This window comes from Salinisphaera sp. LB1 (assembly GCF_003177035.1).
Taxonomy (GTDB): Bacteria; Pseudomonadota; Gammaproteobacteria; order Nevskiales; family Salinisphaeraceae; genus Salinisphaera.
In genome coordinates this window covers 1,360,684-1,373,226 of record NZ_CP029488.1, presented here as the reverse complement: position 1 = coordinate 1,373,226, position 12,543 = coordinate 1,360,684, and the positions used below count along the sequence as shown (strand labels likewise).

At 66.4% G+C, this 12,543-nt stretch carries 12 protein-coding genes; 3 read left to right on the top strand and 9 right to left on the bottom strand.

Features of this window, described 5'->3' with window-relative positions; genetic code table 11:
• Positions 1–10: 10 nt before the first annotated feature.
• A complete protein-coding gene (locus SALB1_RS06205; RefSeq protein WP_145961252.1) occupies positions 11–415 on the top strand; it encodes a hypothetical protein in 405 nt (134 codons plus the stop codon).
• Between the two features lie 96 nt (positions 416–511).
• Here the strand turns inward: SALB1_RS06205 and SALB1_RS06200 are convergent, their stop codons facing one another.
• Positions 512–886 (bottom strand): hypothetical protein, encoded by a 375-nt coding sequence (locus tag SALB1_RS06200; RefSeq protein ID WP_145961251.1) that lies wholly within the window; start codon positions 884–886, stop codon positions 512–514.
• A 55-nt stretch (positions 887–941) separates the two neighbouring features.
• The gene (locus tag SALB1_RS06195) at positions 942–1,679 is read right to left on the bottom strand and encodes a nucleoside/nucleotide kinase family protein (protein WP_109993073.1); all 738 of its coding nucleotides are present in this window, start codon (positions 1,677–1,679) and stop codon (positions 942–944) included.
• A 317-nt stretch (positions 1,680–1,996) separates the two neighbouring features.
• Between SALB1_RS06195 and SALB1_RS06190 the strand changes: the two genes are divergently transcribed.
• Positions 1,997–2,788, top strand: a complete 792-nt coding sequence (locus SALB1_RS06190) for a 3-hydroxybutyrate dehydrogenase (RefSeq protein WP_109993072.1) — start codon at positions 1,997–1,999, stop codon at positions 2,786–2,788.
• Between the two features lie 88 nt (positions 2,789–2,876).
• On the opposite strand, the gene SALB1_RS06185 is transcribed toward SALB1_RS06190, so the two are convergent.
• On the bottom strand, positions 2,877–4,253 hold the full coding sequence (locus tag SALB1_RS06185) for an NAD-dependent succinate-semialdehyde dehydrogenase (RefSeq protein WP_109993071.1): 1,377 nt from the start codon (positions 4,251–4,253) through the stop codon (positions 2,877–2,879).
• Between the two features lie 130 nt (positions 4,254–4,383).
• Here SALB1_RS06185 and SALB1_RS18985 point away from each other — a divergent pair, with 130 nt between their 5' ends.
• A complete protein-coding gene (locus SALB1_RS18985; protein WP_158590649.1) occupies positions 4,384–4,542 on the top strand; it encodes a hypothetical protein in 159 nt (52 codons plus the stop codon).
• A 3-nt stretch (positions 4,543–4,545) separates the two neighbouring features.
• Here the strand turns inward: SALB1_RS18985 and SALB1_RS06180 are convergent, their stop codons facing one another.
• The 6 genes from SALB1_RS06180 to SALB1_RS06155 all read right to left on the bottom strand — a co-directional run bounded on the left by SALB1_RS06180 (position 4,546) and on the right by SALB1_RS06155 (position 12,453).
• On the bottom strand, positions 4,546–6,666 hold the full coding sequence (locus SALB1_RS06180) for an FUSC family protein (protein ID WP_109993070.1): 2,121 nt from the start codon (positions 6,664–6,666) through the stop codon (positions 4,546–4,548).
• Positions 6,667–6,708: 42 nt separating this feature from the next.
• Positions 6,709–7,602, bottom strand: a complete 894-nt coding sequence (locus SALB1_RS06175; protein ID WP_222843060.1) for a DMT family transporter — start codon at positions 7,600–7,602, stop codon at positions 6,709–6,711.
• Positions 7,603–7,726: 124 nt separating this feature from the next.
• Positions 7,727–8,677: a cytochrome C oxidase assembly protein gene (locus tag SALB1_RS06170; protein ID WP_179950711.1), complete on the bottom strand. Its 951-nt coding sequence runs from the start codon at positions 8,675–8,677 to the stop codon at positions 7,727–7,729.
• A gap of 343 nt (positions 8,678–9,020) precedes the next feature.
• A complete protein-coding gene (gene hslO / locus SALB1_RS06165) occupies positions 9,021–9,926 on the bottom strand; it encodes an Hsp33 family molecular chaperone HslO (RefSeq protein ID WP_109993069.1) in 906 nt (301 codons plus the stop codon).
• 326 nt (positions 9,927–10,252) lie between these two features.
• On the bottom strand, positions 10,253–11,290 hold the full coding sequence (locus SALB1_RS06160) for an IS630 family transposase (RefSeq protein ID WP_109993068.1): 1,038 nt from the start codon (positions 11,288–11,290) through the stop codon (positions 10,253–10,255).
• Positions 11,291–11,367: 77 nt separating this feature from the next.
• Entirely contained in the window at positions 11,368–12,453 is a 1,086-nt protein-coding gene (locus SALB1_RS06155; RefSeq protein WP_158590648.1) for a GGDEF domain-containing protein, read from the bottom strand.
• Between the last annotated feature and the right edge of the window lie 90 nt (positions 12,454–12,543).

Sequence of the window (12,543 nt, the reverse complement as noted above, 5' to 3'; positions counted from 1 at the left end):
GGAGATTTCGATGCGTTCCATGCAGCGCCCCACCCATCCTTCATTCATCGCCATCGGCCTGGTGGCCGGCGCGCTCGGCCTGATGGCTGCGGGCGTCGCGGTGGCGGCCGATACGAGTGACGCCCAGCCGTCGTCACAGACTGCCGGCACGGCGACTATGCACGAAAAGGCCGGAATGTCCGGCAGCAACACTATGACCTCGCGCATGGCGCCGACTCAGAATACGACCGGGTCGGGCGCCAATCCGGCCGCGAACAAGGCGCCCCAGAAAGGCGCCAACGCGATGAGCGGCGGCAGCGGCCAGATGAAATCCGGCGCCGGCAGCACGTCCATGCTGCCGCGGATGGCGCCCACGCAGAACACCAAGGGCTCCGGCCGCAATCCCAAGGCCAATAGCCTCAAGACCAAAAGTTAGCCCGGGTCTGTCGCTTATCCCAAGAGCCGGGTCATTCGCCCGGCTTTTTTTTTCGCCGCGGGCCGGCCAAGAAGCGGCAACGGCCACCCGTAGGTCCTAATCGGGCTTGTGGGGCCGGCGCTTGATACAACTCCAGATGCCTTGATAGTCGGGCGTCCAGCGATTCCGGCAGTACTGGGCGGCCTTGGCGGCCGGGTTGTCGGGCACGCGGCCCTGGTCCAGCCTCTTTTCGCTCAGATCGTGCCGGGCCAGGAATTGCCGGAACTGCAGCTGGTTGCGGTTCTGAAGCTGCTGGCAGAGCATATAGGCATCGCGATCATTGGGCCATTGCCGCAGGCAATACTGGCCCGAAGAAGTGGCCGCGGCGGCGCTTGCCGCGACCAGCATGGTGCCGATGACCAGCAATGCAGCCAGCCCCCGGCACGCGCGCTCGGCGTGGTTTGACCGTTGCGGCGTCAATAACCGGTTCATGCCCGTTTCCACCTGCCGGCGCCGTGGGAGCACGGCGCAGCCGCTAACGCATGTCTCATTGTCGGCAAGATGCGCCTTCCGCCGGCCCCTTGCAAGATGATGTGCCCGCCTGGGCCGTCGCTTCGCCGAAACGCACGCAAGTGCCATCCCAGTACAACACGCGATCGGCACGGGGCGCGCTGGCCACGATACGTTCGGCGTTTGGGCGGTCGGTGGCTTCCATCCAGGCGCGGGCCGCCGACGCGCTGCGGCCGAAGCGCATATGTCGGGCGACCAGCCAATCCTCGCGACGGGCGGTTTCGACATCGAGATACCAGACGGCGTCGAGTTCGGCGGCGACAGCTGGCCAGGGGGCTTCGTCCAGCAGCAGATAATTGCCTTCGGTGATGATCAGCGGTGTGTCCGGCGCCACCGCCAGACTGGCGGCGATCGGCTCCTCGATTTCGCGATAGAAACCCGGCGCATAGACGATCTCGCCGGTATCCGCCGCGGCACGGATTCGGGCCAGCAGGGCACGATAGCCGTCGCCGTCGAAGGTGTCCGGCGCCCCCTTGCGCTCAGCCCGGCCCAGGATCGTCAGTTGCCGCTGCGACAGATGAAATCCATCCATGGGGATATTGGCGGCCCGACCTGCCAGCGCGGCCGCCAGTGCCGCGGCCAGGGTCGACTTGCCCGAAGCGGGTGCGCCGACCAGCCCCAGTATCCGCCGCCCGGGCCCGGCGGCCAGGGCGCGCACGGCGGCGAGGACGGCCGGGTCGATGGCGATGCGTTGGTCGATTGTGGCGTGGCTCATGGCAGCTGTCCTGATGCGGGGCCGCGGCCCATTCGTCGCTTCAACGTCGAGTATGCCAAGCCGGGCCCGTGCCGCAAGCACCACTCGATGATGATGTGCAAGGCTCAGTCAAAGGCGTGAGGACGCGATTGCTCGCGCACCGGAAGCGGCAGTGCCTTGATTTTCCGCCTTGTTTGCGCTCACTCCCCGGTATTGGCGGGCAGTTATTCAGCCTGCGGTCTGTCGTACATCATCAAGACGGCCCATGTCATGGTCTTGCGGGGCGGTTTCTGCTGGCCGATATTGATCGGGTCATTCCGTCTGCAGCTTTTATCGTCATGTCGAACGCTACCGTCAACCCCTCGTCCGTGCCCGCCTCGGGCCGGGCCGCGCTGGTCACAGGCGGCGCCAGCGGCATCGGTTTCGCCGTTGCCGAAGCGCTCCGCGCGCGCGGCGACGAGGTACTCGTCGTGGACCTGCCGGCCGCCGACCACGGGTCTGTGGAAGCCCTGGGAGCGCATTTCTTCGCCGCCGATCTCACCGATGGCCAGGCCTGCCGCGATGCAGTGGCCGAAGCCGTGCGGCGCTTTGGCCGGCTGGATATTCTCGTCAACAATGCCGGTATCCAGCATGTGGCCGACATCGAATCGTTTCCGGAAGCGCGCTGGCGGATGATGCTGGATCTGATGCTTACCGCGCCGTTCGTGCTGACCCAGGCGGCCTGGCCGCACATGCGCGCCGCCGGCTGGGGGCGCGTTGTCAACATCGCCTCCATCCATGCCAAGGTCGCCTCGCCGGGCAAGGCGGCCTACGTGAGTGCCAAGCACGGGCTGATCGGTCTGACCCGGACCGCCGCGCTCGAGGGCGGCGCCCACGGCATCACCGTCAATGCATTGTGCCCGGCCTATGTCCGCAGCCGGCTGGTCCAGGATCAGGTCGCCGATCAGGCGCGTCTGCACGACATGAACGAAGAGGACGTCATTCGCGAGATCATGCTGGCCGGCGCGGCGATCAAGCGATTGATCGAGCCGAGCGAAGTGGCCGCGACGGTGGCGTATCTCGCCTCGGATGCCGCGGCGGCGGTGACCGGCGCGGCCTGGGGCATGGATCTCGGCTGGACTGCGCGCTGACCCCGGCGCGCTCGTCCGGGCTCAGCGTCCAAGCCGCAAACACCAGCGGCCGCCCGCGGGCTGCCGTTGGCTGCAGGAAACGACCGGCTTATTCGGCGATCATCACCGACTTGATATTGACGAACTCGCGCATGCCGAAGCCACCGTGCTCGCGGCCGTAGCCGCTGTCCTTGACGCCGCCGAAGGGCAGTTCCGGCTGGGCCATGTTGAAGCCGTTGACGTTGACCATGCCGGTGTCGAACAGGTCGCGGGCGATATGCGTGGCGCGGGCGCGATCGCCGGCGAACACGCCGCCGCCGAGGCCGAAGCGCGAATCGTTGGCAATACGGATCGCATCGGCCTCGTCGGCCGCCCGAATCAGCACCGCCACCGGGCCGAACAGTTCCTCCTCGTAGGCCGGCGTGCCGGCGGCGACGTCCTCGAGCAGGGTGACCGGGTAGAAGCTGCCGGGGCCTTCGGGCCTCTCGCCGCCGAGCGCGCAGGTCGCGCCTGCGGCGATGGAGCGCTGGACCTGATCGTGCAGATTGTCGCGCAGGTCGGCACGGGCCAGCGGCCCGAGCGCGGTGTTCGGATCGGTTGGGTCGCCGTACTCGATCGCCGAGAGCTGTTCGAACAACCGGCGGCGGAATTCGTCGTAGATTGCATCCACCACGATGAAACGCTTGGCCGCGATGCAGGTCTGGCCGGCGTTGTAGATTCGGCCCTGGACGCAGGCCGATACGGCCGTATCCAGATCGGCGTCCTCGAGAATCATGTAGGCGTCGTTGCTGCCCAGTTCGAGCACCGATTTTTTCAGACAGGCGCCGGCCTTGGCGCCGACCGCACGGCCGGCGGCCGGGCTGCCGGTCAGGGTAACGCCGCGCACATGGTCGTTCTCGATCAGACGCGCGGTCTGGTCGGTGTCGATCAGCAGCACCGTGAACACGCCCGCCGGCAGGCCGGCATCGGCGAACAACCGCTCCAGCGCGAGCGCGGTGCCCCAGACGTTGGGCGCGTGCTTGAGCAGCACCGCGTTGCCGGCAATGATGCTGGCGATGGCATAGCGCACGACCTGATAGACCGGGAAATTCCAGGGCTGGATGCCCAGGATCACGCCCATCGGCTGGTAGGTGATCAGGCCCTGGCCGCCGTCGAACTCGCGTTGTTCATCGCTCAGCACGTCGGCCGCGTGGTCGGCGCTGTAATCACAGATCGCCGCACACAGCCCGGTTTCCCCGCCGCACTGCGAGATCGGCTTGCCCATCTCGCGGGTCATCAACCCGGCCAGTTCATTCTCGCGTTCGCGCAGCAGCGCGCCGATGCGACGCACGATCTCGCCGCGTTCGGCCAGCGGCCGGGTTTTCCATTGTTCGAAGGCGGCATGGGCGGCGGCCACCTTGGCGTCGACGGTATCGTCGCTCATCAGGGGATAGGTCTCGATGACCTCGCCGGTCGCGGGATTGATGGTCTGAATGCTGCGTACCACGGTCGGTTCCGGTGCTGCGAATGGTCGGGTCAGTGTACGCCGGAAAATGTGATCACAAAATATGCGGGCTGTTGTTGGCGTGCCGGCGGTCCGCGTTCGATAATGCGGCGAAGACATACGGAGGGTGGCCATGACGACATTCTGGATCGTGATCGGGGTGGCCGTGGCGATCGCGATCGTGGCGATTGTGTTCTTCTGGTATCAGAACCAGCGCGCCAGGGTATCGATGCGCCGGGTCGATCGCAGCAAGCTCAGGAATCTCGACGAAGACGGCTGGGACGACTGGTAGCGCTCAGCCCACGGCCTCGGCCGGTTCGGCCAGCGGCGATTCGCCGTGCGCGAAGGCCTGAACATAGTCGGACAACGCCGAGGCGACCAGCTCCGCGCAGATTGCCGCCCGGATGACCAGCCGGCGTTCGGCCGGGTTAGTCCCTGCTTCACCGTGGGCCCGCAGACGTTCCGCCAGGCCGTGCATGGCGCGGGCGCGATCGCCGATCTGCGCGATCGAACCGGGGCGGCGCCCGGCGAACAGGTCGCGCAGGGCGTCCAGCTCGCCGCGAATATGCGCGTCCAGGCCGGGCGGCAGATTGATGCGCGCGGCGAGCACCACCAGCGAACGCGCTTCCAGTCCGATGTTGATGGCCGCCAGTACGGCCTGGCGCGCCGAGAAGCGGAACGGCTCCTCGATTTCATCGAGCGCCAGCGCATTCAGCCGGTCGTACATCCGGGTTTCGAAGCGTTCACGGCTGTGCCGCCCGCCGCCGGCCAACTCGTCGAATACGCCCAGCATCTGTTCGCGCAGCCGCTGGCGCGGCGATACCGGCAGTACCAGCCGGAAAGCGAGCACGGTCAGCCCGATCGCGCCGAAGATACCGAGCACGATCTGGATATAAGTGGTAAAGCTCGGCAGCGCGCCGTTCTGGACATGCACCAGCAGCGAGAACATCACCACCGAGATCCGCCCCGGCAGCGCCAGCCCCGGGTCGGGCACCGCCATCGCCAGCCCGCCCACGAAAACCACGGGCAGCATCGCCAGCATCAGCATGGCGTAGCTGTCGGCCTGCGGCAGGATCAGGAAGTCGATCACGAAGGCGGCCGCTGCGGCCATGGTCAGGCCCTTGGCAAACCCGCCGGCGGCCGCGACCGGATTGGGCAGGGTGGCGAAGATGGTGGTCAACGCCGACAGCAGAATCATCAGCAGCACGGCCGGCAGCTGGTCGTGGAACTGCACCCAGAACGCCCCGCCGAGCGACACGGCGGTGAGCGTGCGCAGGCTGTTGCGCAGGGCCTGACGCACGTCCATCGGCTGGCCGAATTCCGAGCGTCGGGAAATGTGATCACGCGGATGTTCGCGCTCGGCGATCAGCAGTCCGTGCGTGGTCATCGCGGCGCGGCCGCGGCTGGCCAGCCCCAGCGCGCGGTTGAGTACCACATAGTCGGGGAGGCTGCGGCGCCGACCGTGTTCGGCGGGCTGCTGGGCCAGCGCGCGGATGCGGGCATGGGCCGCGTCGAAGGCCTGCTTGGCCGCCTCGGCGTTCTCCGGCTGTTCCGACAGGCGCCGCGCCGGCTCGGCCAGCGATGCCACCGGCCGAGTATCGACGGTGTCGGTGCGCCCGGCCAGATAGATATGCAACGACGAAGTGGCGCTGATCAGCGACAGGATGTCGTAATCCAGCCGCCGGGCGATCCGGTCGAAATTGGAGAACTGTGGGGCCTCGTAGCGCACGTACTGGCGCGTCTGCTCGAGTGCCAGCGTCTGCGCCGCCAGCGCCTGCAGCGCGGGGTGCGGATCGTCCGCGCCGGCGGCGTGCCCGGGCGTGGCCGGCTGCCGTGGCGACAATGCGGCCAGTCCTTCGAACTCGCGTCCCACATTCCGCAGCAGCGCGATTCGGCTGTTGAAGTAGTTGCGCATGCCGGTGGGCGGGGCGAACAGCACATTGACCACGGCGGTGACCAGCGCCGCCAGCACGCATTCGGACACGCGCGCCACCGCGATATCGAACGGCGGCGCGGACAACGTGTGCGACAGCATCACCGTGACCCCGGCAATGAAACCGGCGATGGCGAAGCCATAGGACAGATTGTTGCGCAGCAGATTGGCCCAGAACGCACAGAAGGCCACCCAGATCGCCAGCGCGGCGGCGCTGAGCTCGTAGTACTGGCCGAAAAAACCCATGATCGCCAGGCCCGCGCAGCCGGCCACGATCGTGCCCGTGGCACGGGCGAAGCCGCGGGCCACGGCCATGCCCGGGACCGGCTGGATCATCACCGCCACCTCCAGCGAGGCCCAGTAGGGCCGGTCCAGCTGCAGCCACATCGACAGATAAAGCGCGAGTGCGATCGCCGTGCACAGCCGCAGCGAGAACAAGAGTTGGTCGATGGAAGGCGTGAGCAGCCAGGCCAGACGCGTCATGGCCGCTACTATGCCTGCGCCGCGGCGGTGGCGAAACGCGTCTCAGGCCTGCTGGGAGCGTGCCCGCTGCACGCTGAGCAGGGTCACGATACCGATGATCAGGGCCATGCCGACCAGTTGCAGCGGCGCGAGCGTATTGCCCAGCACGCCGACACCGAACAGCGCGGCGGTGACCGGCTCCATCATCGCCACCACCGAAGCCAGCACGGGCGAGGTATCGCGTAGTCCGGCAACATACAACGGAAATGACAGCCCGCCGCCGGCCAGCCCCAGGGCAACGAACAGTCCGACATCGGCGGACCCCAGCGCGGCGCCGGCGCGCCCGATATCGATCAGCGGCAGCAGTACCACCACGAATACCGCAAAGGCGATCGCCAGCACCGATGGCGGCCGGCCGTATCGGGTGGCCTGACCGAAGCCGAAGATGAACACGGCATAGGACAGCCCGCCGCCCAGTCCGGCGAGAATGCCGAGCCACGACAGCTTGGCCGGATCGACCTGGAAGACCCGGGTCAGCAGGACCACGCCGAGAATGATCAGCGCCAGCGCGAGCAGTCGCGGCCAGCGCAGACGCTCGGTACGCATGACGAGCGCAGCGAGATACACGTAAAGCGGCGCGGTATAGAGCAGCGTCGCGGCGACCGCCACGCTGGTATGCGCGATGCTGATGCAGTAAAACCCCAGATTGCCGGCGACGCCCACGCCGGCGATCGCCGACGCGGCGAGCATGCGCCAGTCCGGCCGGCGATACCGCCCCGGCGCCAGAAGCCACCAGCCCAGGATGAGCGCGCCGCCGATCAGGCCGCGGCAGAAGGCCACGAGCAGCGGTGCCCAGCCATGCTCGATGAGTAGACCGGACAGCCCGCCCGATAGGCCCCAGAACGCGGCCGCCGCGATGATCAACGGCGGGCCTGCCAGCCACCAAGCCATCGACATGCCCTGCATCAAGCCAGTGCGCCCATCCTGCCGCATCGGGCGCAGCGACTGAACCGAACAGGGCTGAACGCCGTTTTCAGCGGCGTTCAACGCGCCGGGCCCGGCCCGGCCCGATCAGATCAGATCAGAACTGCCACTGCATCACGATGGCGGTGGTGATCAGCAACGCCATGATCTGGTGGAACGCCACGATCGCGCCCGGGGCCTTGGGCTTGAGATTCACCGCCTGGAACAGCAGGAAGCCCACGCCCAGCTGCAGCAGAACCAGCGCGAAGGCAACCGGATAGGTCGGCATGTACCAGCCCAGCGTGCCGACCACCATTAGCCCGGCGATGCCATGCAGGGCCACGATCCATTGCGGCTTGCGCTCGGGCACGGTGAACTGGCCCAGCGCCTCGCCGAAGCCACGCCCACCGGTCACCACACCACCCATGAAGATGGCGAACAACAGCGGATGGGTCGGGATGATGATCTTCAGATACAGCCCGAGCCCGATGTTGGCGTGCGCCAGCGGCACCAGATAGGCCATGAACACCAGATAAGCGAGCAGGCCGTGGGTGCCGTGCACGATTGCCGGCGCGCGCCCGGCCAGCACATACAGCACGCCCATGCCGAACAGTGCCGTGGCCACGATCAAGCCGAGCCCGAGAAACATCTCGTAGACCGGATGCGTGATCGCGAGCGCGACGCCGACCAGGCCCACGAGTGTGGCCACCACACGGTGCGCGGCCTCCGGATCGCCGCGCAGCATGAGGACCACGATGTTCTTGGTATAAGGCCAGCGCGTGCCCAGCGCCAGGCCGAAACCGAAGCCCTCAACGATGCTGCCGAGCATGATCAGCACCACGGCGAACACGACCTGCGCGACCAGCAGCCCGTGGGCGATCTGGGCGCGCACGCCGCCGCCGAAGGTCAGCCCGTGGTACAGCCCGAGAATCACGCCTACCGCGAGCAGGCCGCCGATGGCCAGCCCCACCGCGCGCACCAGCCAGGTCAACTCGCCTTCGACCACGTGATGAGGGTCGGTCGAGGGATTGCGCGCTTGCTGCGCGGAACTCGCGTATTCGGAAGCCATGATATTCCTCGTCAGGATCAGTCGATGACGTCGGCCGGCGCTCGGGGCGGCCATGATGTATTCGATGCCTCGCGCGGGCAACTGGGACGACGCGTGGCTCGCACGTGGCGATCCGGGCGGCTCCGTGTGACCGTGCCCGCGGATATACGCGCGCGGTCGCGTTTCGGAGGCAATCGCCGCGTCATCCCGGGCGCCGGCAACCTATTATGCACCGCGTTGCCGCCGCCGACCGCGCCCGGCGGCGACTTACGGCGCGAGCCCGAGCGCGACACCATGGCCGATGGGCTTCGACGCCCGTGGCCGTGTGACGTAAGTCGTGCCCCAGGCCGCGATCCGGGCGCGCTCAGTGCATGGTCGGCGAGGGCGCGTCCGGATTGTCGATCAGGGCCTCGACGTCGGCCGGACTGAACACGTAGGTGGTGTTGCAGAAGTGGCACTGGGTCTCGATCTCGCCGCGTTCTTCGATCAGGCCGCGCAATTCATCGGCGCCGAGCTGGTGCAGGGCGACGCCGAAGCGCTCACGCGAGCAGGTGCAGGCGAACATCACCGGCGCCGGGTCGAACAGCCGCGGTTGTTCCTCGTGGAACAGCCGATACAGCACGTCGCGGGCGTCCAGGCCCGTGAGTTCGTCGTCGGTGATGGTGGCGGCGAGATGATTGAGCCGGTCCCAGGCATCCAGATCGGCATCCGCGGCCAGCGAGATTGATTCAGCCGGCAACTTCTGCAGCAGCAGACCGGCCGCGCCCTGATCGTCGGCCGCGAGCCAGAGCCGGGTCGGCAGTTGTTCGGACTGGGCGAAGTAGGTTTCCACGCAGCCGGCGATGCTCGGCTGGTCGAGGGCCACAATGCCCTGATAGCGCCGGCCTTCGCGCGGGTCGAGCGTGATCACCACCTTGCCGTCGCCGAGCAATCCGTGCAGCGACGTGTCGGCGAGGGCGGCCACGGCGTCGTGGTCGAAACGCGCGATGCCGCGCAGGCGCTGGGCGCGTTCGTGGTTGCCCGGATTGGATTCGGCCATCAACAGACTGACCGCACCGTTGCCGCGGATCTCGATGCCGAGGGTGCCGTCGAGCTTGATCGTAGCGGTCAGCAAGGCGCAGGCCGCCAGCAACTCGCCCAGCAGGCGCTGGATGGGCTCCGGATAATCGTGGTTGGCGAGTGCCTCGTGGTAGGTCGATTCGAGTCGGGCGATCTCGCCGCGAACGGCGGTGCCGTCGAAGAGAAAGCGTTGCAGTTGGTCGGCAGCCATGCGGTCGTGCTCCTGAAGCCTGTTGTCACGAAATAGGCGCTGCGAGTATGCGCAAGCTCGTCCATCTCGCTTATGGCGTGCTTAAGCACCAGACGCCCTATCAACCCCAAGGCGCTACATGAGCCCCTGGGTGCGGAGTCGGCAAGATGGTATCTATTAATCTGGCATCAAAACAGCTGACTTCATCAGCTGTTTTCAACGCCTTCAAAAATAAAAGCCGGCGCCTGTCCGTCTTTTATTTTTTGGAGGCTTCGCGGCCGATGGCCGCGGCGAGCATGCGGTCGCATACTCGCGCTATTACTAACCCGTTCAAAAGTAAAGCCACGTCACCTTGCGTATTGGCATTCGGGGTGACGGAAAAACGCAGCGACCTTGTCGGGCAGTTTTTGCAGGGAATGCAGGAGCGATCGCGCCTGCATCTTGAGTTCGTCCTTGCTCGCGATAGCACCGCGACCCAGCCGACTCTTCACATACCCCCACACCTGCTCATCCGGATTGAGCTCGGGCGAATAGCCCGGCAGGAAGAACAACTCGACGCGGCCGTCGAGGGCCTCCAGCGTCCGTCGGACGCGCTTGGCGCGATGCGTGGGATGGCCATCGACGATGAGAAAGACTTTTTCGTCCGCCGCCGTATCGGCGGCCAGGCGCTGGATGAATCCGGCAAAGACCTCGGCCGTGACCGTGCCCTCGACGAGCTGGAAACGCAGCGAGCCGCCGGGACTGATCGCCGACACGAGGTTGATCGAAAAGCGCGCTCCGGTGGCTTCAACAATCGGCGTTTCGCCTGTCGGCGCCCAGGTCGTGCCGGCGTGATAATCCGAGCGCACCCCGGATTCATCGGCAAAATAAATCCGCGCACGCTCGCGTTGGGCGCGCCGTCGAATCTCCGGATAGACCGTCTGCTTCCATTCGGCGACCGCCTCGGGTGATTGCTGCCAGGCCCGGCGTAGCGGGCGCTGCGGCGTAAAACCCAAGCGGCGGAGTACGCGGCCCACCGTCACGGCCGAAACCCGTACCCCACGCTCGCGACGCAGCAATTCCCGCACGATGTCGCGCGTCCACAAAGCAAACGCAAAGCGATACTGACGCGGGTCACTGTCCCGCAAGGCGCCGGACAGCCACTGTAGGTCGGCTGCAGTGAACTTGGTCGGCCGACCCGATTTCGCGCGATTGTAGAGCGCCTCTCGCCCCCCGTGATGGGCGCGTTCCAGCCACCGATACACGGTCCGGCGATTCACTCCCAACGCCTCGGCCATCGCCTCCGGACTTTCGCCTTGCGCGATTTGATCCACGGCCCGCAACCGAATCGCCTCTTTCGACTGCGCGTCCAGATGGCGGCCGTCATTGCTGCGCTTCGTGCTCATGATCACAGAACCTATCATATGAGGTTCTACTTATGAACGGATTAGTAACCCGAAAAATCATCCATTTTTTTGCCGGGTTAATAATATTCAACGGCGTCGGCCGTTCCGGGCGCCAGGCACTGGACGCAGTTGCGGCCCAGTTCCTTGCCGCGATACAGCGCGGCGTCGGCACGCGAGATGGTCTGGTCGACGCTTTCGCCGGCTTCCTGACGCGTGACGCCCACGGTGAGGGTCACCCGTAGATCGGCACCCGCGGCGGTCACCGGTCGATCCGCGGTCCGCGCACGCAACGTCTCCGCTACGTCGGCCGCGGTGGCGAGATCGAGCCCGGGCATGAGCACGAGAAACTCCTCGCCGCCCCAACGCGCCAGATGATCGTGGGCTCGCACACCGGTTTTCAGCCGTTCGCCGATCTCGCGCAGCACGCGATCGCCGGTCTCATGGCCGAACCGGTCATTGATGTCCTTGAACCGGTCGATATCGCAGAGCAACACGCCGATACCGTTGAGAACGCAGGATTGCGTCTCCAGAGCGTGCATCCACTGGGCGATCAGGCTACGCCGGTTGAGGAGGCCGGTCAGCGGATCGGTCGCCGCGATTGCGCCGAGCTGCTCGTGGGCACGATTTACCAGCCGGAAATAAAACAGGGCGGCGAACATGATGATCGCCAGTGTGCCCATCAGGTTGAGCACGTTGAGCGCCAGTACCAGCCCCGGGGCCAGCGGCGTCCACGGAGCCTGCTGCCCGCGCCAAAGCGAGTTGCCGAGCACGATCATTATGGCGCCCAGGATCAGCGCCCATCGGCGTGCCAGCGGCTGGATGTCGGCCAGCAGTAGCGCGGGCGGCACGAGAATCATGTAGTAGTAAAAACCCGTGCCCAGACCGATCCAGCACGAGGCCAGCACGCCGTGGCCGAGTGCTTCGAGCATGATCAGATAGAGCCATAGCGACAGCCGCGATTGGCGCTGGATGTTGACCGTCGCCAGCGCATAGAAGAGCACGCTGGCGACGTTGATCCAGGCCAGACCGTAGATGCCGGCCCAGCTCAACACCACCAGAAAGCCCAGGTGCAGGCCGCAGGCAATGCCCGACGCCCAGGCCATTACGCGATACAGCATTTGGCGCGGCGAGAGCCGATGGGTGAACAGGACGGCGGAACTCACGGCCGACATGAATACGCGAATGCTCCGATGAGAACGGCGCGGGCCCGGCAAGCCGCTGCGAAGCGCTTGCCCCGTCGGGTTGGGTCGCCC